This window comes from Imperialibacter sp. EC-SDR9, from assembly GCF_902498805.1.
Classification (GTDB): domain Bacteria; phylum Bacteroidota; class Bacteroidia; order Cytophagales; family Cyclobacteriaceae; genus Imperialibacter.
On record NZ_LR701596.1, the window covers coordinates 1 to 22,052 of the forward strand.

The following is a 22,052-nucleotide window of genomic DNA, read 5'->3' on the forward strand; positions in this document are numbered from 1 at the left end:
CGGAAGGTCAACTCACGAACGAACCGCTGGCTTAGCTTTTCTTTTTTTTCATAACATTTGAAGTTTGATGATTCACTTCAAGATACGGATTTCGAAAAGCTACCTCCGTAAGGAGGTTTCGTTCAACAACTCTGTATGCCCAATCGCCATATACCAATTATAACAATTTTTCCGCTTCAAAGATCAAAATAGCTAAACAACCCAAGCAAAGCCAGCATGTCCGTTTTCCAACCGCATACTATGAATCTAATATACCACTGACCCTTCCTGCTCCGCCTGGTATTTGAAAGCTCACCTCCCATTGAAAGCGGCACAATATCAAAACATCGCTATGTTTGACCGGAAAGATAGCTGTGTTTCTAAGGTCTGCTACACAGCAAATGGGGTGGTTGCTACGAAGCAAACGAGTTGGCGCTGGGCTGCTGGAAAAAAGGGCATTTGAACGGCCGAAGCGGCCTGCGTTAATTAATCGCACAAAAACAATGGCAAAAAGACCAGTATTCCTGGGTACTCAATATACATATACCATCATAACCAAAAATTGAAGACCTTTGCAGTCTTAATACCATGAGGCGCCCTCACCCGGGGGCAGCGCTCTATTCACCGAACAATTAGCAACCTTTGGAAAACTTCTTCCCCGATCAACGATGGACAAGTGCAGGCGAGCCCGAATTGGGCGTGGGCATTGTGACTGAGACCAGTAAAGGCCGTGTAAAGCTACACTTTCCCATAGCTGACGAAGTAAGGCAGTACACCGTGGAGAATGCACCCCTGCGCAGAGTGGTTTTCAAACCAGGCGATTCCATTGCCGACAAGGACAAACGTCCATTGATGGTGGAGCGTGTGGAAGCGGACGGGCACTTATTTATCTATATCGGTCAGGGCAGGCAGCTGTCGGAGGCTGACCTTGGTGATGTGTCTGTTAAGCACGGTGTAGACGACCGCCTTTTTATGGGGGATGTCGATACACCCGAACTATTTGCCTTGCGCAGGAAGACGCTTTACTACGACCACAACCGCAGAATTTCGCCCATCAATGGGTTTGTGGGGGGCCGGATTGACCTGATACCCCACCAGCTATATATCGCCCATGAGGTGAGCAGCCGACATGCACCCCGGGTGCTGCTGTCGGACCAGGTCGGGCTTGGCAAAACCATTGAAGCCTGTTTGATCCTCCACCGCCTGCTGCTGACAGGGCGTATTTCAAGGGTGCTGATCCTCGTGCCCGACTCACTGGTTCACCAGTGGTTTGTGGAAATGCTGAGGCGATTCAATTTGTGGTTTCATATTTACGATGAAGTACGATGCGCCTCGCTGGATGGTGGCGCACCCGATGCCAATCCATTTCTGGATGATCAGTTGATCATTTGCAGCACGTCTTTTTTAGCGGGCTCACAAGTGCGGGCACGGCAGGCGCTGTCGGCCGGTTGGGACATGCTGGTGGTAGACGAAGCCCATCATTTGGAATGGTCCGTCGACAAGGTCAGCCCAGAGTATGGTATTGTGGAGCTTCTGAGTAAAGCCGCCAAAGGGCTGCTGCTGTTGACCGCCACGCCTGAGCAGTTGGGTGTGGAAAGTCATTTCGCCCGGCTTAGGCTGTTGGATCCGGACAGGTACGCCAACTACGAAGCATTCAAAAATGAGCCGCACGACTACAAAGCCATCGCCAATATTGTAGAAGCGCTCTCGTCAGGAAAGCCCTTGCAGGCAGCCGACACCCAGTTGCTGGAATCGATGTTTGGCAAGGAGAGACTAACCACCCTGGCAAAAGAAGGTGAAACAGCAAATAACAACCTTATTGAAGATTTGCTCGACCAGCACGGGCCGGGCCGGGTGGTGTTCCGAAACACCCGATCGGCTATGAGTGGGTTCCCCAAGCGGAAGGCGCATCTTGTTCCTATCAAAGCAGATGAGCAGCACAACTTGTGGATAGATCGGTTGTCGCAGGAATATGCCCTCGACTCAGAGCCATCATTAGCTGATGCCCCTTCACAGAAGTTTTGGTTCGAAGAAGACCCAAGGGTGAGCTGGCTGGTGAAGCTGATGAAGAAGCTAAAGCCTGCAAAGGCAGTGCTCATTTGCCGGAGCAAAGAAAAAGTGCTGGCATTGGAAAGTGCTTTAGGTCAGCTCAGCGGCATCAAAGTGGCCGTTTTCCACGAAGACCTTACCATTGTGCAGCGAGATAGGAATGCGGCCTGGTTTGCTGAGCCTGATGGTGCCCGACTGCTTCTCTGCTCCGAAATTGGCAGTGAGGGCAGGAATTTTCAATTTGCCCACCACCTTATTTTGTTCGATTTACCAGCTCATCCGGAGTTGCTGGAGCAAAGGATTGGGCGATTGGATCGGATAGGGCAGTCGGAAGATATCCAGATCCATGTGCCTTACCTTATTGGCAGCCCGCAGGAAGTGCTGGTGAGGTGGTTTCATGAGGGGCTCAATGCCTTTGAAGAAAACCTGGAAGGCGGCAATCAACTGGCGCAATTGTTTGGCGAGCGGTTGAAGGAAGCCACACAGTCGGTTGGGTCACCCAAGGCAGACAACCAATTGAAATCACTCATTGCTGACACCGCTACCTTTCAGCAAGACCTAAAGCAGATGCTTGCCAATGGCCGTGATCGATTGCTTGAAATGAATTCCTTTCGACCCGAAGTGGCTAAAAAACTGATGGAGCAGATCGGAGAGGCCGATCTTGACATGGGGCTGGAGAAGTACATGATTCAGGTTTTTCACCATTTTTCTATTGATATGGAAGACCTGGCACCCCGAACGTATTTGCTGCACCCTACGCAGGCCAATACATACAAATTCCCTTCCCTACCTGACGAAGGCATGGCGGTTACTTTCGACCGGAAACGTGCCCTGGCCAGGGAAGATATGAGTTTCGTTAGCTGGGATCATCCCATGACCACAGGCGCCATGGACATGGTGTTGAGCTTGGGCACGGGAGGGGCCAGCTATGGCGTCCTCCGGGGAACCAGGAACTCTGCCATCCTTTTGGAAGTGCTCTTTGTGCTGGAAACTTCAGGCGGGCAAAGCACGCATGTGGATCGCTTTCTGCCTGCCACGCCGCTCAGGGTGGTGGTTGATCATGGCGGCGAGGATGTAACGGATGATTATCCTATTGAACTGTTCGATCAACACCTGAGACCCGGACGGGTCGAAGATATGCTGGAGAATGATACGCTCGTAGATGAAATTCTTCCTAGCATGCTCAAAGCGGCAACGGCGGTGGCCGAAGGGCTAAAAGCGGACGAAGTTTTGAAAGGAATGCAAGAAATGAGCGTTACGATGAACCATGAAATCGGGCGACTGAAGGCGCTTCACGATAAAAACGAGAACGTCAGGCCGGAAGAAATTCAGCTGGCACTCGAAGAGCGGGCCAAACTTGCCTCTCTCATCAAAAACGCCCGCATCAGAATGGATGCCGTGCAGCTGGTGAGGGAGGGGGAGTGAGTTTGTTATCGCAACACTCTCATGCCCAATTGCTATGGAAAGAGCTTGTAGATGTCTTTTCTGTGAGCAACAATGATAAAGCGGAAAGTGGTTTCGTTGATTTTCTCAAACCCTATCCGGTACTCCCCTATTCTGGCTCGATAATAGTTTTTGAAACCGGTTAGCTTCTTTATGTTTGGCAAATCCAAGACGGAGTCTGACTTCTCCAATTCGGAGATCAATTTTTCTATTTTGTGGTAGAGCGATCTGTTCTTGGTTTTGTCAAGTGATTTCGCAAATGACTTGTCAAATTCAATAATCACTTTGCCCTCAATTTGGTCATTATGGAATCACGATCAACTGTCTCACCAGTCTTGATAGCGTCCATGGCTGAACCAATAGCAAAGTCCTCGAACTGATCGTCTGCAACGTTTATTACGTCTCCGCCTAGCTTTTTAGCAAGATCCGACAACAGTTTGTTACTTTTTTTGTCAGCCTTAATAATGATAGCTCCCATATTACTAAATTTCAATAAAGATATGACTTCATACTAAAAACGAGAATATCTGGTCAGAAGAAACTGAGCTGGCCCACGCATTATCAGTTCAGGATAAAATTTAATGCAGTAGTGGAATTTTACATCCCATCACCATAAACCACCAACGGTTTCAAGCAATATCCATTTTGTGATCAAGAAGCTCCACGTTAAAGTTTATCTTGGCATTGAGGGCCTTAAACACTTTTATGATTGTCTCAAATCGAGCATCGGTTAGGCTATTCTCCAGTTTAGAGATTTGAGCTTTTTTAACCCCTACCAATGCACCAAGCTGCTCCTGAGTGAGATGACGTTCTTTGCGAGCATCCTTAATGGCTTGCCCCAATAAGTCCATTCTCAATTCATATTCAAAGGCTTCCCGATTTGGAGTACCCTTCTTGCCAACATGCTTATCCGTCAGTTCTTCAAGTGTATATGTCTTCATGGCTTCATTCCCGTTTTGTCATTAAAATACCTCTGTCTCAATTTTTCGGCTCTTTCTATTTCCGATTTGGGTAGCTTTCCTGTTTTCTTGATTATTCCGTGGGTCGAGATCACCACTGTATCTAAACCATCATGTTTATCCCAGAATGCGAAAAAGCGGATGTAGGTTTTTTGATAGAGCGTTCGGAATTCCCAAACATCACCCGTCAGCTTTTTGAAGAGCTCCTTGTCGTTAGCATTTCTTGCCTTCCAGATATTAAAGAGAACCTTTTCCCTGGATTTAACTGGCAAACTTGCCAGAAAGTCAGCCGCTTCTTCCATGAACTCAACCCTAAACCGCTCAGCCATTGCGCTTTTAACACAAAGATAATTGTTTCCTTATTAAGAAACAATTACCGGAAAAGAGAAGGGCCTGCAGTTGAGACGAGTTAGCATTTATTGGTAGCGGCGAGACGCCGAAATAGATGACCCAACAAGCCTGCGCGGCCCGGCGGCCACTTGCGGGATGGGGGGGGTCAGCATCTGCGCTATTTCGCAAACGTAGATTTCCAATAAAAATCGTCAACACCCAGGGCTTCTAGTTCACTAGTAAAATTTAATGAGTCAAGTGGTCCGATGATATTACTCTCCGCATCGGAGTGGATGCCAGAATCAATTACTTTAAAAATAAAATACTCAGGTTTCTCAAATTCTCTTTTGGCAAAGATATAGTCCTCAGAATACCCAATAGCTGTTACTGGTGCCTCTATTAATCCAATTCCGCCCCATTCTTTATCTTCATATCCAATGTGAACACCTTTATCAAGGTTAGGTTCACCATAGACATAGTAATTGGTCTCATTTATGAATTCAGTATCACCATCTGCAAAAGGAAAACACCCTGTTAGCATGTTGAGAGTTATTGATACTAAAAATGCAATTCTCATGAGTGAAACTGATAAAAACTAACACCTTGCTTAAGTAAGTGTCGGAGTTCTATGTAGCTCTGCTTGCACTTAGCCACTTTAACAAATATAATATGTGGCGGAGATTCCAAGCCAGCAGCCGTCAGTTTACCGACGAGGGCCATATTCGCTATAGTTCGTGCTAGCAGCATTAGCCTTCCTTTGCCGCTATCGCACGCCCCTTTTTTAACTTTGACTTGTTACGCCATTTAATTATCTCAATTGACAAGTAGCCCAAAAGAAAGGCAGCGAAAACTGGATTGTAGAAACTATCAACCCAGTCCGGCAGGATAGACTTGAGGAGAATTCTCAGTACAATTATCGCCAAAAACACATAGCCGAAGATTCTAGAAATGGCGTTGAGCCGATAAAGTGAAACAGTAACTTGCCAGTTTTGATATCTATAGTTCGTGGGGTCTTTTTCCACGAGCCGTTTAAACGTTTCCTTAGCCTCGTTGATGTTCTTTTTGTAAAATGCAGCCATCCCCTGGTGGAAAAGGAGGTGTTGGAAATAAGAAATATCTTCCAGTTGTGTTTCGCCCTGGTATGGGTCAGTTCTCCATAGAGCAATCGCCTTCGTTAAAATTGGATACGCTTCGGAATAATTGCTATTAGCCGATAAAGCCATTCCATAGTCGCCTGTGAGCTTCATTTTAGCTCGATAATGTTCCTGGTCAACTGACTCATCAATCATGAAAATTTCACTGGAATTCTTCCTGTAATATTCCACTTGCTTTAGCAAATCTGTGGAAGGCAAGTCGTCAGTTTTTTTTTTGAATTCGTAAATGCTTTTCATAAATGTAGCTGGATCCCTCTACAATTTGTCGCTGCTAACGCCAGTATGAATCAATTTTGCTCGTTTGAGATATGAATCAAATAAAATCACAAACATTCCTGTCATAATTGAAACGTCAGCCATGTTGAAAATTCCAGTTTGAAATAGGACAAAGTCAATGTGCAGAAAATCTGTCACTGAACCATAAATAAGTCTGTCGTAAATATTCCCAACCCCACCACCAACCATAAAGCAGATTCCTAACACTGTCAAGTTAGATAGGCCTTTTTTGGTCAGTAACTAGACAAGAGCTAATCCGAGTACTACTAAAGGTAAAACAGTCAGCAATAAAGATTTTATCGGTGAAGGTAAATTGTGCCCAACACTTAAAAATGCCCCCGTGTTTTCAACCTTTGTCAACGTCAAATAGCTATTAATCAAGCCTATTTGTTCGTTGTCGTCAATTGTTTGTCGGGCAATGTTTTTTGAAATCTGGTCGCACGCAATATTTGAACTCAAAATAGTCAGGATTATAAGAGTCCTTAAAATTCCTTTTGGCTTCATATGTCTGTCTAGTCTTATCGTAAATACTTTGTCCCATGGCCTTGCTGCCAAACAACTAAATAACCCCAACTAACCGAAGTTCCCCCTAATCTAACAATTTTCACCCATCCAAACTTCTCTTTTTCACCCCATAAAAAGACCATCTTCAGTTAAGCGCTTAACAGGGTACCTGTTAAGCCTTTAACTAGGTGGCAGTTAAGGGCATAACAGGGTGGGTGTTAAGCGCATAACAAGGGGTCGGTTAAGGGCATAACCGAAAACGAATAAGCGCTATACACGAGACGATAAAGGGCATAACCGGAAAGGGTCTTCCCTGGCTCCTTTTCTGTTTTTCAACCAAAGCCTTATATTTGCCACGGCTTCGGTGCAAACTGAGGGACTTTCAAACATGATCAGATAATTTTTTCACATCTTCCCGTGGCACAAATGGCTTCCTGAATTGATCAGGCAAGTATAATCCCGCCACTCCCGTTACATCAGGTTTCCGATCCGGGTTGTTCATTGTTAATGATAACATGCATTCCATTTTGCTTTGGTGTTTGACCTTATCCTTTGCGGAGCACAGCATTACCCCGGAATCATTGCAGCCTGATACGCCAGTTTCAATATTGGCATTCAACTATTTTTTCATTCAAACTGATACACCATGCGAAAAATAATATACCACGTAGCCTCAACGCTCGACGGCTACATTGCCCACAAAGACGGCACCACCAAGGGTTTCCTTGAAGAGGGAGAACATGTTTCCGACTACCTGGAAAGTCTGAAGGAGTACGACACGGTCATCATGGGCATGCACACGTATGAATATGGTTACAACTACGGTCTGCGGCCAGGGCAACCCGCCTACCCACACATGATGAACTATATCTTCTCCCGTTCGCTGCATTTTGAAAATGCGCACGAGCAGGTAAAAGTCATAGGCGATAATCAGATAGACGCCTTGCACGCACTCAAGGAAACTGTAGGATCGCCGATTTATATGTGTGGAGGGGGAAAGTTTGCGAGCTTTTTGCTGGCCCATAAGCTCATTGATGAACTCAAAATCAAGCTGAACCCGGTACTTTTTGGGGCCGGCATCAAGCTTTTCGAGGGTTCCGAGGAAACATATCGTCTGCGTGAGCTGAATTCAATTGCTTATAAGGGCGGTGTTTTTCTTTTGAACTATGAGATAGATTACCTGTAACGATTTGTTCAACACTACCGAAGCCAGTACCATGGCAGCACTTTTGTTTAGCACCTGCCGTGGTGCTTCTTTTTTGTGAATGCAAGGTGCAGCACCTTCTACTCCACTCCCCCAATCTCTTCATAAAGCTTACCCGTCGCCCACTTGAGCTCGCCCAGGGAGCGGTTGTATTTCGCCTCAAGCTCAATCAGCTTGATCTGCCCCTGTAGCTTTTTGTTTTCCCGGCTGTTGATCAGAAAAATGGAACTCTCTCCATTTTCGAATTTGGTAAGCTCGGCCTGCAGCATGCGTTCATAATTGACTTGCATTTCTCGCTGCTGGTCGATCATTTCTTCCAGGGTATATACTTTGTTATAGCTCTGCTGAATTTTATTGATCACTTCCCTATTCTTCTGAGTGATCTTCAAGTCATATTCCTGCTGCTTGATCTTGACGATCTTGAGCTTTGCCCTCTCCTTTCTTAAAAGCAGCGGAAATACAAAATCTACGCCGAGCTTATAGTTGTTGTCATAATTGGCTATCTCCAAATCGTTCTGACCGGCGAACAGCATATTGTAATTCACGTCAATCACAGGCTTTAGCTGATCGCTGCTCAATTTCCTGTCCAGCTCAAGCACATTGCTTTCAATGTTCAGCTTCTTCAGGTCGGGGTGATTGGCCAACGCCCAGTCGAGGTAGCTGTCGAGGTCAGGAGCAACAGTGCTGTCCTCAGGATAAGGACGCAACGCTACCACATCGAGGCTATCAACCCAAACAAAGTTTTGCATAAGCAGCGTACTATTTTGCAGGTTGAGCTCAGCCTCCCTCAGCTCATTGGACCATTGCTGCACCTGAATCAGCATCTCCACACTGTCAATCGTAGCATTTTCTCCGCTAATAGCTCCCTGCCTTACTCCTTCAAACCTCTGCCTGATAAGCCTTAGGTTGGTTTGCATGGCCTCCCTCTTCATATGATTTTCATACCACCACCAGTAAGCATAGTTGGCATCCAGAAAAAGGTTGTTGAGCACATTGTTCGCTTCGTTCTCAAACGCCAGCGCCTCATATTTGCCTTTTTGAAGCCCAATGGTTCGCTCGTTTCGGATCAAACCCTGCCCCACGGGCACCGAAACGCCCGCATAGTAAAGCCCATCCACCGGCACCGTGTTTTCCGGGCTGAGGTACAGGCCCTTGTTTCGCTCATACCCCGCCTTCAGGTCCACATTGAGCAACGTGGGCACCTGCACATAAGTGTTCCAAATATCATAGTAGTTTTTCCCGTCAAAGTTTTTTCTGTTGAAATCGGACACGAGCTTTGGATCAAAAGCTCCCCTCGCCAGGTTGACCGCAAGGCCTCCCCTTGTATTGAGCAGAGTGGCCTGCCTGGCAATGGGATGGTGCTCGTTCACCAGCTCATAAAACTCGCCCAAGCTCAGCCAACCGGTTGCGGCTTGCTGCGGCCAGGCCAGATGACCGGCTCCCAGAAAAGCTAAAATGATCAATAACCTCAGTTGTCTCATTTTGATTTTTTGTCGGGATTGTAGGCTGTTTCCTCTTTGTAGAAATCGGGAGGAAAGCCGTTCAAATTTCTCCACAACTCGTACCAAACAGGTACTTTTTTGAGCAGTGCTATGCCATACGTGCCGGAGCCCAGCCTTAACAATTGCGGCCACTCGGCCGTGTTGGGGTCGGGGGCAACAAGCACCCTAAACTGGCCGTTCGCACTGGCCGCTTTGTCGTAAGCCACAATCCGGCCGGAGTAGGTGCCAAACGACATGCCCGGCCACCCGTTGAAAACCAGGGCTGGCCATCCGTCGAACTGTAGCTGTACTTTGCGACCCTCTTCTATCAGCGGAAGGTCAATCGGCCGCACATACATTTCCACAGCGAGGTCAAAGTTGGTTGGGATTAAACTAAAAACCGCTTCCCCTTCTTTCACCGTCTCCCCAATTCCGGTGATCCTTGCTTTCGTTACATAACCATCCTGCGGAGCGGTAATGTAATAAAACCCCGACCTTTTGGTGTAACTTGATTGCTGTATCGAAAGTTTGTTGAAGTCGCCCTCCGCTTGCAAGGCATCGGAAATCGCCGACATGCGGTCGGATTTTGCTTTCGCTATTTTCTCCGAAAACTCGTTTTGTATGACACTTAAATTAAGCTTTGCATTGATGAACTCATTCTTGCTGGCCAGCCATTTATTTTCAATAGAAATCTTCTTGTACAAAGCCTCCTGAAGCTTCTGCTTTCTCTGTTCCAGTTCAGTCAGCGACTTCAAGCCCTGGTCGTACAACGTCTGCTGGCGGTCGAACTGCTTTTGCGCTATTTCATAATTAACCAGTGCCGTTTCAAAATCGATACTGTCCGATAGCACCTTCAACCTCGACTGATTGAAGTAGTTTTCTGCCTGCTCTGCTTTCAATATTTGATTTTTCTGCAAGGCCACAATCTGATCAGCCAGGGCCCGGGCTTTGTCCACATATGTGTCTATCGACGCTTTTTTAGCATCCGTCTGATTAGTTGATCGCTCAATGAGCTGGGGATCCAGGTATTCTGATTTGACTTCCGAAATAAATACGATGGTGTCGCCTTTTCTAACCAACTCGCCCTCACGAACAAACCAATTCTCAATTCGCCCTGTAATCATCGAATGAATGTTTTGTTCCCTATTTTCGGGGCGGAGCGTAGTGAGTTTACCCCGGGCCCTGATATTTTGCGTCCAGGGGAAAAACAATATCACCAGAAAAACAAATAGAAGCGCCGACAACAGGTAGACCAACCTCCGGGAAGCAGATGTTTCCATCACATCCTGATAGGCCGATTGGTCCTTAAGCACCTCATCACGGTTGATCGAATTATTTGAAATGTTTAACATTGGTCTACTTCTTTTTGGGCTGCTTCATGTGAGCCCTTGTTTCTATGTCCACTATTTTCCCGTATTCCATGGTAATTACTTTATCACATTTTGAGAGCATGAGCGGGTCGTTGGTAACTGCCAGTAATGTCCACTTGGCGTTGGAATCCGTCAGTATGGAGCTGATATGTTTTCTGTCTTCAAAGTCCAGCCCATGCATTGTGTGATCCATCACAATCAGCTTAGGCCTCTCTGAGATTGTTCGAGCCAAAATGATTTTCTGCCTGGTACTCGTGGATAGGCCCTGGCCTTCAGGTTGAATCATGGTATTGAGCCCCTTGGGAAGTGACCTGAAATATTCACCTAAGCCGACCTCCTCTATCGCCCAAAGCATGTCTTCAATGTTGATGCCCTCCTTTCCAACTGTGATATTCTCCTCCAATGTGCCGTAGAAAAGATCCTGCATGCCCAGGTTGTCACCAATAAAAGAGCGAAAACTCATAATATTGATGTCGCCCAGTGGTATGCCATTGAAGTGGATCGAACCGCTATAGTCATTATACAAACCTGAGAGCAACGCCAGTAACGTTGACTTGCCCGATTGATTGACGCCAGTGATACACACTTTTTCGCCCACGGCCACCTTGAGGTCTACTCCATTCACAGCAGGCTTGTCAGTACCGGGAAATTGGTACGTAAGTCCCGTTACTTCCAGAGAAATTCCTTTTCCTTTTGCGATTTCATTTAAATCGATGCCCTCATCACTCTCCAATTCTATGTCAGTTACCTGTCCCAGCTTTTCCAGCCCCGTAAGTACGTCATACACCGTTTCCATACTGAGAATCAGTTTCTCTGAAGAGTTAAGCACCAAAAGAATGATGATCTCCGAAGCTACAAATTGCCCCAGGTTGATTTCCTGATTGATGACCAGAATGCTGCCCAGAATTAAAATACCACAAGTAACAATAGTTTTGAAGGCCACAATATTCGAAAACTGCAAGATGAGGATGTTGAAATGCTGCTTTCTGAACTTGAGGTAGTTGCTTACATAGTAGTTCATTTTATCGATGGGCAGGCTGGTCTTTCCGGCCAGCTTGAAAGTGCCCATCACCCTGGCCAGCTCTTCAAGCCAATGGGCCACCTGGTACTTGTATTTCGATTCCATAATGCTGGTCTTTAGCCCTCTGGATCCTGTGACAAGAAAAATGAGGGACATCAGGCCAATGAGTACGATACCAAAGAAAACGAAGAAAGGGTGGTAAAAAGACAAGAGAATCAACCCGAAGAAAATCTGTAGTACCGACGTGGATGCGTCTATCAGGATCTTGGGAAGTCCCTTCTGAACGTTCAGTGTATCAAAAAAACGGTTCATCAGTTCCGGTGGGTAAAAGCCGGAGATGGCTTCCATTTTAAACCTGGGAATCCGGTAAGCAAACTCGAAAGACGCCCGTGTGAAAATGCGGCGCTGAAGCAATTCAGTTAGCGACAGTTGAAGGATTTGTATGATGCCGGCGGTAGCCACACCCAGCACAACGATAAATATCAGCAGCCCCCAGGAAGAGGAAAATTCGGCACTGGTGACAAAGCCGATGATCGCCTGCACGCCCAGTGGCAGCGACAGATTGATTAGTCCATAGAAAATCGCATAGGCGTAAATAACAAAGATCTCTCGCTTGTCGAGCGACAGCATTCTGAACAAACGCTTGACGGGTGATAATTTTGATTCATCACCTACACTCTTATTTTCTATGTTGAGGCCGTCACCTTTCATTTTGGAAATTTTTTACTTCAGCAATTTAGAAATCAATACATCAATAAAGCGGTACACCTGATCTTCCACACTTTCTTCGCCGTCTCTCCTTATCTCGGTGAGAGAAGGCAAATGCATCGCAAAAAAAGCTTGCTGATGTGACGCTTCGAGAATTGTGGTGGCAACAGCATGGGGGTACTCGAATGACGGGCTAATGGCCGAAATAGTCAAGGCAATTTTGTGGCAGAGCGATTTGAATCCCATGAAGAGCCCCTGGTTGTTGATCTCATCCACTTTTTTAGTGAGGTAGGTTTTGTCTGCCTCGCTCACCACCACATGCCGCAGACAAACTGTGTTTACGCCTGGCAAATCCATGCTCAGATTACTCTGGTCGGCATGACAAAGAATTTTGATGATTTCTTTGAGCTTGAGTGCTTTGTCCTGAATATGATGGGTTTTGTAGTCGATCATATATTCCAGCCAAGCCCAATACCAGGAAGTGAGGTATACCAATAGCTTCAATTTGTTTTCAAAATACCGGTAAATCGATGCTTCGGTCGACCCAATGCTTTCTGCCAGTTTTTTGAATGTAAACTCTTCAAATCCTAGCTGGTCAAGCAATTCGATGCTCGCTGAAATAATTTTTTTCCCGAGCTCAGTAGACTGCGGATCTTTACTATAGTAGTTTTCTCCAATTTGGATAGTAATCACTGACATGCACAAAAGTAAGAATATCTACAACAATAGTATTACTATTACGAACCAGGCTCCAAATTGTTTAACTGTTTGCGAAAAAAATCTTTGTCACTTTTTCGGTAAAATGTCGTGACGCTTCTATTTCGCAGGAACCATAGCTGATTAAAATGGTTTTACTTTAAAGCATTACCTAAATTCATCTATGGAACTGATAGAAAGCCCAACCCTTCAACTAATAGATTCATTCCAGCAGGTAAGATCACAGTCAGAAAAACTTTGTGAGCCACTTCAAACAGAAGACTTTGTCGTTCAGCCGGTTGTGGACGTGAGTCCACCAAAGTGGCACCTGGGCCACACTACCTGGTTTTTCGAAACCTTTATCTTGCAACCCTATGTAAAAGACTACCAGCTCTTCAACGACAGCTATAATTTTGTTTTCAATAGCTACTATGAGTCTGTAGGGAAGCGGGTGGTACGAACCGACAGAGGGAATCTATCGAGGCCAACGGTGTCCGACGTATTCGCCTACAGAAAACATGTGGATGCACACTTGCTGGCCTGGCTCGGAGATAGTGAAAGCATACCGGAGCGAGCTGCCACCCTTCTGGCGCTTGGCCTCAATCATGAGCAGCAGCACCAGGAGCTGCTCTTAACGGACATTAAATATATTCTGGGTAACAACCCTCTGCAACCACTGTACAGGCCATCGGTAGCTAAAAATTCGACTGCTGCCAATGACGTGTCTTTTTCTGAGATAAAGGAGGGCATGCACACCATTGGTTTCCAGGGACAGGGCTTCCACTTCGACAATGAAAAAGGCGTACACAAGGTTTTCCTTCATCCCTTTGCGATTCGCAACAGCCTTGTTACCTGCGGCGAATATCTGGAGTTCATCAGAGCAGGCGGCTATCAGGACTTCCGGCTCTGGCTGTCGGACGGATGGGCCTGGCTGAATACTGAAAAGGCAGAGGCACCGATGTACTGGCACAAAATGGATGGCGTTTGGCACCAATACACACTCGGCGGCCTTCAGCCAATCGACCCCTCACTTCCTGTCACACACATAAATTATTATGAAGCAGAAGCTTTTGCCCGCTGGGCTGGACTAAGGCTGCCTACTGAGTTTGAGTGGGAGGCCGCATCTCGCCAGCTAAGTCCTTCGGCCCCCTCCACTTCCAATTTTGTGGAAAGCGAACGCTACCACCCGGTAGCGCAAAAGCCGGGCAACTTACAACTCTTTGGGGATGCCTGGGAGTGGACTCAAAGTGCCTACCTGCCCTACCCGTATTTCAAAACTGAAGAAGGCGCTGTGGGGGAATACAACGGGAAATTTATGGTCAACCAAATGGTGCTGCGGGGTGGGTCATGCGCCACACCTGCCAACCACATCAGGGCCACTTATCGTAATTTCTTTCAGCCCAATTTGCGCTGGCAGTTCACTGGCATCAGGCTCGCCAAACACATCTAAACCATCTATGGAAAAAGAACTCAATGAGGAAGTATTGCTTCCAACCGACACCTTTGCGTCCGAAATAGATTCGGGCCTTTCTGCAAGCCCCAAGGCCATTTCTTCCAGGTACTTCTACGATGCAGAAGGAGACAGGCTGTTTCAAAAAATCATGCAACTGGATGAGTATTATCTCTCCAGGGCTGAGTATGCCATATTTGAAGAACACAAGGAGCTGCTTCTTCAATATTTTGCCGACCAGGGAACTGCCTTTCATTTAATGGAATTTGGTGCTGGGGATGGTTGGAAAACCAAGGTGCTGCTGCGTTACTTCACAGAGCAACACGCAAAACTCGACTACCGGCCCATCGACATATCAGGCAATGTGCTTCAGGAATTGGAAAGCTCTCTCCAAACAGAGCTCCCATCTTTGCAGGTACAAGGCATGGAAGGCGAATATTTCGAAGTCCTGAACCAAATGCAAAAGACCGACGGGCAGCGAAAGGTGGTGCTGTTTCTGGGGTCAAATATTGGCAACTTCAGGCAGAAGCAAGCCATCAGTTTCCTTTCCTCGCTCAGGGCAAGTCTGAACGAAGGCGACATGGTACTTATCGGCTTTGATATGAAGAAGGATCCGCACGTGATCCGAAACGCTTACGACGATGCCAGCGGAGTTACGAGAGATTTCAATATGAATCTGCTCAAAAGGCTCAACATAGAGCTCGGTGCCAATTTTGATTTGACAAAATTCAAGCACTATCAGTCGTACGACCCGCAGTCAGGTGAGTGCAAGAGTTATTTAATTAGCCTTGCCGAACAAGAAGTGACCGTACAGGCAACAGAGGCCACTTACTACTTCAAAAAATGGGAGCCCATTCATGTGGAGATCTCCAGGAAGTTTGATTTCGAAACAATTAACGAATTGGCTGCCAGCAGTGGTTTTGGTGTTGTAAAAAACCTCCAGGACACGGATGAATATTTTACTGATTCCCTGTGGGTGGCTACCTGATAGTTTACCGGAGAAAATCCTTTGTGATTAATTAACGCTCGTCTATCTTTGCACTCCCAATTGAAGTTTTAATGCGCAAGTGGTGAAATTGGTATACACGCTACTTTGAGGGGGTAGTGGGCGTTAGCCCGTGGGGGTTCGAATCCCCCTTTGCGCACTTCTTTTCTATCTTCCCAAAACTTTTATTTTTCACTATTTTCACGCATATTTGTGCGATAAATAACACACTTATTCCTAGTGAAATGAGCCTAGATATTCCCCTTCTAAAAAAAATATGTGAAACTCCCGGTGCTCCAGGATACGAAAAAAGGATCAGAGACTTGGTTATCAAAGAGGTCACTCCTTTGGTGGACACGGTGGAGGTTGACAACATCGGCAACATCGTCTGCGTAAAAAAGGCTAAAAATAACAAGGATAATAAAAAGGTAATGGTTGCCGCACACATGGACGAAATAGGCTTCATTGTGAAGCATATTGACGATGCCGGCTTCCTTCGTTTTCATACGCTCGGCGGCTTCGATCCAAAGACACTGACTGCCCAAAGAGTTATCGTTCACGGCAAGAAAGACCTGATTGGCGTAATGGGCACCAAGCCGGTGCACGTAATGAGCGCTGAAGAAAAAAAGAAGCTCCCGGAGACCACCGATTTCTTCATCGACATGGGAATGGATAAGGACGAAGTGGTAAAATATATCAGCATTGGCGACTCCGTTACCCGGGAGAGGGAATTGATTGAAATGGGAAACTGTGTTAACTGCAAGTCGATTGACAATAGAATTTCCGTCTTTATTTTGATTGAGACGCTCCGAAACATCAAAAATTTTCCTCACGACATTTATGGGGTGTTTACGGTTCAGGAGGAAGTTGGCCTCAGAGGTGCCCAGATAGCGGCGCACTCCATCAATCCCGATTTTGGCCTGGCGCTCGACACCACCATTGCCTTCGATGTGCCAGGAGCGCAAGCCCATGAAAAGGTGACGGAACTTTCGAAAGGTGCCGCCATCAAAATCATGGATTCATCAGCTATCTGCGACTACCGAATGGTAGACTACTTGAAAAAAACGGCTGATAAAAATAAAATAAAATGGCAACCTGAAATTCTTACCGCAGGCGGCACCGATACGGCCTATGTGCAGAGAATGGGTAAAAACGGCGCTATTTCAGGTGCTATTTCCATCCCTACCCGCCATTTGCATCAGGTAATTGAAATGGCCCACAAAGAAGACGTACAATCGTGCATTAATTTGCTCTCTTCTGCGTTATCAGAGTTAGACCAGTACAACTGGAGCCACTAACTATGAAAAGACTATTTCTCTTGCTGTTTTTAGTAAGCAGTGCTATGTCTGGCGGCTTTGCCCAGCAGCCCGCCACCGTGCAAATTACCGGTAGCCTGCTCGATAAAGAAAGCCTGGAGCCGCTTCCATTTGCCACCGTGCTGGTGAAAGGCTCTTTCCACGGCACTATCACCAGCTCTCAGGGGCTCTTTACCTTGCTCGTCCACCCCACCGACACAGTGCAGTTTTCGATGGTGGGTTATAAGACATCGGAGCTTATTATTCCTGCAGGCATGACCGAAAGCCGCTATGCCATGCTGGAGTTAATGGAAAAGTCGACTGTAGTGCTCAAAGAGCTCAAGGTTTATCCCTGGCCCTCTGCCTCACAATTTCATTCTGCCTTCCTTGGTGTTACCCTCCCACCAACCGAGCAGGACAAAACCAATAAGATGCAGAAAGAGCTCGAGGCCACGATGAGAAACTCCTATGAATCGGAAAAATACTACGATGAACAGCTAAAGAACCGGCAAATCTATCTGCTGACAGGCCAAATTCCCCCTAATCATTTCCTCGACCCCGTGAGGTGGCTGGACTTCATAGAAGAGCTAAAGAAGAAAAACCAAAAATGACTGACCTCTCAGTCGGTTAAAAGCCTCACCTAAGGCTGGATTCATACACCAAATGCCATTACATTGTGTACTAAATGGCTTTACTATGAATACTACGTTATCTTCAACCCAGTTCCGTTCAATCACAACAAGTGAATTAGCAGTGGCGACAGCATTATTGGGTGAAGCGTCACTGGTGGTTTCCGATATTTCGGAAAAGGTGACGTTGTTCGGCCTGTTCGACGGCCAAACTCTACTGGCCCTGGGAGGCCTGGAGGCGTATCAGGACAAGGCCCTGCTTCGCTCGGTTTGCGTGCCCCCTCAGAAAAAAGGAAAAGGATATGGCAGCCATCTCGTTCGATCCATTGAAAATGATGCAATGGCCAATGGCATTACAGATTTTTATCTGCTTACCACCACAGCCGCTATATTTTTTGAAAGAGCAGGGTACCAAACAGCCGACAGGAATACCGCACCTGATGTGATAAAAAATACTTCCGAATTTTCCGACTTATGCCCCTCCTCTGCTGTTTTTATGCACAAAGCGCTTGATTTGTAGGCCAAAGGCAATAACTAATCGCATTTCTCATGGGGAATCCACCTAAATTGGCTAAATAAGCATATTGATTTCCCAGTCTTGCTATGTTGAGTCAATTGTCCAAAAGCCTACTTATCTTTCTTCTCATATTTAGCAGCGGTTGCAAAAGCCTTCGCTTACCATCTTCGGTTAAAATCCTTAGAGGCCCGAGCATGCCAACCGGCATATTTGAGATGGGCTACGCTACCGATGGAAAAATTATCTTTTCTATTGGGGGAACCACGTTTCTAGGCCGAGCAAGGCAATCTGTTGGAGAAGTCTATTTGTTTTCGCCTTTTGCCGGAGGATGGGAAAAGGCCCATTTCAATGACAAACCACTTGTAAAGGGGCACACCAATAGCGTATATCTACCAAATTTCAACATAATAGTATCCACTGGCTTCGCCGACATTCAGAAAGGTGACTTTTACACTTTCCCTCTTGAAATCCTTGACCTTAGAGACTACCATATCGACTACCTGCGAAGCAATCCTCACTGGGCTCAGGGAAGCCAGGTAGTTCACTGGAATAGTAAAGCCTATGTTTTTGGGGGGATAGCCTTCGAGGAAGACGGATCATCACACTTCTCCAATCGTATGGTTAGCTACAACCCTGCATCCGGTGAATGGGAAGACCTGGCGCCGATGCCTTCCGCCCGTGGTACTTACGGAGCAGTGGTTGGCAATAGCCTGTATACTTTTGGTGGGTTTGACAACGAACACACCTACGCAGACATATGGCGCTACGATTTTGAAGGAGATTTTTGGGAAACCGTGGGATACTTGCCTTACGCCGCCAGCCATTTCTCCGTTGCTGCCAGGTATCCTTACATATTCCTTTCCAATGTAGGGCAGGAAAACAATGTTATCGGCCGGATAGACATCAGAGACGGCTCGTTCAAGGAGTTTGAAACCTGGATGACAATCGTATCCCCAGGCTCCGCTATCATAGGCGATTATTTGTATATTTTCGGGGGCACCTGGGACGAAGGGAGAACAGCCAGCAACAAAACTTTCAAAATACCATTGACCGAACTGATGATGGAGGAGTGATTGTCAGCACATCTCCTGGCTATGAAAACAATTTTGTCCTTTATTCTCCAACTGAATAAATAAGCTTACCTTCTGCGTAAAAATTGCAAAAGCCTGTAATTATAGCTCAAGAGCCAATACCTATTACCCAAACCAAATCAACCTAATGCCCCACCTTCAGTCGGATCTTCAGGCGCAATATATGTCGCTGGTAAAAGAGAATGCCGGCATTATCTATAAGGTCATACGGCTTTATATCGATAATACTGAAGACCAAAAGGACCTGTACCAGGAGATCGTTCTTCAGGCATGGCATTCCTTTACAAGGTTCGACGGGCGTTCTAAATTTTCTACCTGGCTGTACAAGGTGAGCCTGAATACTGTGCTCACGTTCAGGAGAAAAAACAGCAGAATACCTACTGATGATTTAGAAAAGGCATCAGGCTACGCATTGCCTGGTGACAAAAATGATGATACAGAAATGCTCATGATGGCCATCAAATCGCTTGGAGAAACGGACAGGGCAATCGTTTCTCTCCATTTGGATGGTTACGAAAATGAGGAAATAGCCGAGATCACCGGTTTGACTAAGAATCATGTGGCGGTCAAACTCCACAGGATCAAGCAGCAATTGACCAAAAAATTAAACGGCTAAGGGTATGGACTTGAAAAAAACATGGGATAAAATGCAAATGGATCAGTTCTCCATGGGGATACTGGACGACAAGGATATTCTGGAAGCCATGCACAAAAAATCGCACGGCCCTGTCCAGAAAATACAAACGGGATTTACGATCAAACTGGCCTTTATTGTCGTATTTACATTTATTTTCCTTTACATCGGCATCAAAATAAAAGAGCCTCTGGTGAGCGGCTTGCAGTTTTTTATGGCGGGCGTTTACTTCACTGCCTTCTTCCTGTTCTTAAGCCAGAACAAACGAATCAAGGCGGGCATTCCCATGGACGAGGGCCTGCTGACCAACCTGAAAAACTATCATGCGTTTGTAAGTAAGGTGTTGCGACAGGAAGAAAGGATCGCACTCTTCATCTATCCTGTGGCTCTTACGGCGGGCTTTCTTCTGGGCTTTACGACTCAGGCAACCCTTGATGAGTTTTTCGAAAGTCGCACCGCTATTATTCTGCTTATCGCTTGCTGGATCGTGCTCACCCCACTCAGCCACCTGCTGGCCCGGTGGATGAACAAGGTGTCCTTTGGCAAATACCTGAATGAGCTGGAGTCACATATTGCCGAGCTCGAAAAAGAATAGCACTCCCCATCGCACACTAGATCTCCTCCAGGTACCTGTGCACAAAGCTGATGGCCATAGCGCCCTCTCCCACAGCTGACGCCACCCTGTTCATCGCATTCATCCTCACATCGCCGGCAGCAAAAACGCCCGGTTGGCAAGTCTCCAGCGCAAACGGCTCTCTTGATTGTTTCCACTTCTTTTTAAAATCAGGAAACTGCACCAAATCACGACCTGTGGCAATAAATCCCTTTTCATTTTTAATGATAAGATCTCCCAACCATTCTGTGTAGGGCTTGGCACCAATGAAAATAAAGATCGCCCTTGCTTCTACTTTTCTTTTCTGGCCGTTCGAAATATTGGATAGCTCAAGGTGAGTAAGCCGCTCATTCTCACCAAAAGCTTCTGTAACCTCGGTGCAAGGAACGAGTTCAATGTTTGGTGTTGCGTTGATCTGATCGATGAGGTAAGATGACATGGTGGAAGTAAGGTCTTCCTTGCGAACAACAATGAATACTTTTCTGGCGAATCTTGAAAGATACATGGCGCCCTGCCCGGCAGAGTTGCCGCCCCCTACCACAAACACATCGCCGTCTTTGCAGGCGGCAGCTTCGGTGGTGGCGGCTCCGTAGTACACCCCCGCTCCGGTGAATTGCTCCAACCCTTTGGTGTCCAGCTTGCGATAGTCCACACCGGTGGTAATCACCACACTCTTCGTATGGATAACACTTCCATTGGCCAGTGTGATAATTTTGTAAGGATCCTTTACCTCCACTTTATTTACTGCTTGTGGAGATAAAAATTCAACACCAAACCTGGTGGCCTGCGTGATTGCTCTCCTTGACAGGTCAGCTCCGCTCAACCCGCTTGGGAAGCCGAGATAGTTCTCAATTCTTGAGCTGGTACCCGCCTGCCCACCGGGAGCACGTCGCTCAACCAGCAGGGTTTTCAAGCCCTCCGAGCCACCATAAACCCCGGCGGCCAGGCCAGCCGGTCCGGCACCTATGATCACCACATCGTACAGCTCTTCCTTAGCCCGGGGATTCAGGCCTATACTTTCAGCCAAAGTTTCGGCTGTCACTCCCTTCAGCACCGTGCCATTGTCCAAAACCACAGCGGGGAAATCCTGCGCCATCAAAGCATGCAGCGCAATAAGCTCTTTGGCTTTCTCATTGGTTTCCACATCCAGCCATTGGAAAGGAAACAGGTTGCCGGAAAGAAAATCCTTCAGTGAGTGGGTTTTAGGGCTGAATTGGTACCCAAGGATCCTCAATCCGTCAAAATCAGGTATGTAGCCAGCCTGCCACTCGTCCAGAAGGTCGTTGAGGATCGGAAAAAGCTTTTCCTCAGGCGGATCCCAGGGCTTCATCAGGTAGTAGTCGAGCTGCACATCATTGATGGCCTTGATGGCTGCGTCAGTGTCGGAATAGGCGGTTAACAACACCCGCTTTGCTTCAGGAAAGATTACCCTGGCCTTTTCCAGAAAAGCCACCCCCTCCATTTCGGGCATGCGTTGGTCGGAAATAAACAGGGCCACCTCCTCTCCCGCCTTTTTGATATCCAGCAGTACCTCCAGCCCTTCATTGGCCGACTCGGTATTCATAATCCTGTAGTCGTCACGAAACTCATTACGCAAATCTCTGCGTATCGCTTTTAGTACCTGGGGGTCGTCATCAACCGAAAAAATAACCGGCTTCTTCATA

21 protein-coding genes, 1 tRNA gene and 1 pseudogene are annotated in these 22,052 nt (G+C 46.7%); 11 read left to right on the plus strand and 12 right to left on the minus strand.

Annotated elements, in window-relative coordinates; translation table 11 throughout:
• The first annotated feature begins 621 nt into the window (after positions 1-621).
• The gene (gene rapA / locus GC130_RS19585; protein ID WP_152000050.1) at positions 622-3,453 is read left to right on the plus strand and encodes an RNA polymerase-associated protein RapA; all 2,832 of its coding nucleotides are present in this window, start codon (positions 622-624) and stop codon (positions 3,451-3,453) included.
• A gap of 32 nt (positions 3,454-3,485) precedes the next feature.
• Here rapA and GC130_RS19590 read toward each other — a convergent pair whose 3' ends face one another.
• From GC130_RS19590 to lspA, 7 genes and pseudogenes are all read right to left on the minus strand, one after another.
• Positions 3,486-3,755 carry a type II toxin-antitoxin system RelE/ParE family toxin gene (locus GC130_RS19590; RefSeq protein ID WP_193217917.1) on the minus strand — a complete coding sequence of 90 codons (270 nt, stop codon included), beginning with the start codon at positions 3,753-3,755 and terminating at the stop codon, positions 3,486-3,488.
• Positions 3,752-3,949 (minus strand): hypothetical protein, encoded by a 198-nt coding sequence (locus GC130_RS19595; protein WP_152000052.1) that lies wholly within the window; start codon positions 3,947-3,949, stop codon positions 3,752-3,754. The genes GC130_RS19590 and GC130_RS19595 overlap by 4 nt, the downstream gene beginning before the upstream one ends.
• A gap of 151 nt (positions 3,950-4,100) precedes the next feature.
• Positions 4,101-4,412 carry a helix-turn-helix domain-containing protein gene (locus tag GC130_RS19600; RefSeq protein WP_152000053.1) on the minus strand — a complete coding sequence of 104 codons (312 nt, stop codon included), beginning with the start codon at positions 4,410-4,412 and terminating at the stop codon, positions 4,101-4,103.
• Positions 4,409-4,759, minus strand: a complete 351-nt coding sequence (locus GC130_RS19605) for a type II toxin-antitoxin system RelE/ParE family toxin (RefSeq protein ID WP_152000054.1) — start codon at positions 4,757-4,759, stop codon at positions 4,409-4,411. The genes GC130_RS19600 and GC130_RS19605 overlap by 4 nt, the downstream gene beginning before the upstream one ends.
• A 179-nt stretch (positions 4,760-4,938) precedes the next feature.
• Complete coding sequence (locus GC130_RS19610) at positions 4,939-5,337, minus strand: hypothetical protein (RefSeq protein WP_152000055.1); 399 nt, start codon at positions 5,335-5,337, stop codon at positions 4,939-4,941.
• Positions 5,338-5,506: 169 nt separating this feature from the next.
• Positions 5,507-6,151 (minus strand): hypothetical protein, encoded by a 645-nt coding sequence (locus GC130_RS19615; protein ID WP_152000056.1) that lies wholly within the window; start codon positions 6,149-6,151, stop codon positions 5,507-5,509.
• Between the two features lie 18 nt (positions 6,152-6,169).
• Positions 6,170-6,694: pseudogene (gene lspA, locus GC130_RS19620) on the minus strand (signal peptidase II).
• Between the two features lie 646 nt (positions 6,695-7,340).
• Here lspA and GC130_RS19625 point away from each other — a divergent pair.
• The gene (locus GC130_RS19625; protein WP_152000057.1) at positions 7,341-7,880 is read left to right on the plus strand and encodes a dihydrofolate reductase family protein; all 540 of its coding nucleotides are present in this window, start codon (positions 7,341-7,343) and stop codon (positions 7,878-7,880) included.
• A gap of 98 nt (positions 7,881-7,978) precedes the next feature.
• On the opposite strand, the gene GC130_RS19630 is transcribed toward GC130_RS19625, so the two are convergent.
• Genes GC130_RS19630 through GC130_RS19645 form a run of 4 tightly spaced genes read right to left on the minus strand, consistent with a single transcriptional unit; the run spans position 7,979 to position 13,177 of the window.
• Complete coding sequence (locus GC130_RS19630) at positions 7,979-9,379, minus strand: TolC family protein (protein WP_152000058.1); 1,401 nt, start codon at positions 9,377-9,379, stop codon at positions 7,979-7,981.
• Positions 9,376-10,731, minus strand: coding sequence for an HlyD family secretion protein (locus GC130_RS19635; protein WP_152000059.1), 1,356 nt, complete (start codon positions 10,729-10,731; stop codon positions 9,376-9,378). Before GC130_RS19635 ends, GC130_RS19630 begins: the two co-directional genes overlap by 4 nt.
• Positions 10,732-10,735: 4 nt before the next feature.
• Entirely contained in the window at positions 10,736-12,481 is a 1,746-nt protein-coding gene (locus GC130_RS19640) for a peptidase domain-containing ABC transporter (RefSeq protein ID WP_152000060.1), read from the minus strand.
• Between the two features lie 12 nt (positions 12,482-12,493).
• Positions 12,494-13,177: a TetR/AcrR family transcriptional regulator gene (locus GC130_RS19645; RefSeq protein WP_193217918.1), complete on the minus strand. Its 684-nt coding sequence runs from the start codon at positions 13,175-13,177 to the stop codon at positions 12,494-12,496.
• Between the two features lie 181 nt (positions 13,178-13,358).
• Between GC130_RS19645 and egtB the strand changes: the two genes are divergently transcribed.
• The 9 genes from egtB to GC130_RS19690 all read left to right on the plus strand — a co-directional run bounded on the left by egtB (position 13,359) and on the right by GC130_RS19690 (position 20,370).
• Positions 13,359-14,624, plus strand: coding sequence for an ergothioneine biosynthesis protein EgtB (egtB, locus tag GC130_RS19650; protein ID WP_152000061.1), 1,266 nt, complete (start codon positions 13,359-13,361; stop codon positions 14,622-14,624).
• A 7-nt stretch (positions 14,625-14,631) separates the two neighbouring features.
• Positions 14,632-15,612: an L-histidine N(alpha)-methyltransferase gene (locus GC130_RS19655; RefSeq protein ID WP_152000062.1), complete on the plus strand. Its 981-nt coding sequence runs from the start codon at positions 14,632-14,634 to the stop codon at positions 15,610-15,612.
• Between the two features lie 73 nt (positions 15,613-15,685).
• A tRNA-Leu gene (locus GC130_RS19660) sits at positions 15,686-15,769 on the plus strand.
• Between the two features lie 85 nt (positions 15,770-15,854).
• The gene (locus GC130_RS19665; protein WP_152000063.1) at positions 15,855-16,907 is read left to right on the plus strand and encodes a M42 family metallopeptidase; all 1,053 of its coding nucleotides are present in this window, start codon (positions 15,855-15,857) and stop codon (positions 16,905-16,907) included.
• 2 nt (positions 16,908-16,909) lie between these two features.
• Positions 16,910-17,515, plus strand: a complete 606-nt coding sequence (locus tag GC130_RS19670) for a carboxypeptidase-like regulatory domain-containing protein (RefSeq protein ID WP_152000064.1) — start codon at positions 16,910-16,912, stop codon at positions 17,513-17,515.
• Positions 17,516-17,600: 85 nt separating this feature from the next.
• Positions 17,601-18,053, plus strand: a complete 453-nt coding sequence (gene arsN2, locus GC130_RS19675; RefSeq protein WP_193217919.1) for an arsenic resistance N-acetyltransferase ArsN2 — start codon at positions 17,601-17,603, stop codon at positions 18,051-18,053.
• A gap of 191 nt (positions 18,054-18,244) precedes the next feature.
• Positions 18,245-19,123: a kelch repeat-containing protein gene (locus GC130_RS19680; RefSeq protein WP_193217920.1), complete on the plus strand. Its 879-nt coding sequence runs from the start codon at positions 18,245-18,247 to the stop codon at positions 19,121-19,123.
• Positions 19,124-19,268: 145 nt separating this feature from the next.
• Complete coding sequence (locus tag GC130_RS19685) at positions 19,269-19,757, plus strand: RNA polymerase sigma factor (protein ID WP_152000067.1); 489 nt, start codon at positions 19,269-19,271, stop codon at positions 19,755-19,757.
• Positions 19,758-19,761: 4 nt separating this feature from the next.
• Positions 19,762-20,370 (plus strand): hypothetical protein, encoded by a 609-nt coding sequence (locus tag GC130_RS19690; RefSeq protein ID WP_152000068.1) that lies wholly within the window; start codon positions 19,762-19,764, stop codon positions 20,368-20,370.
• A 16-nt stretch (positions 20,371-20,386) separates the two neighbouring features.
• Here the strand turns inward: GC130_RS19690 and GC130_RS19695 are convergent, their stop codons facing one another.
• Positions 20,387-22,051 carry an FAD-dependent oxidoreductase gene (locus tag GC130_RS19695; protein ID WP_152000069.1) on the minus strand — a complete coding sequence of 555 codons (1,665 nt, stop codon included), beginning with the start codon at positions 22,049-22,051 and terminating at the stop codon, positions 20,387-20,389.
• Position 22,052 lies beyond the last annotated feature (1 nt).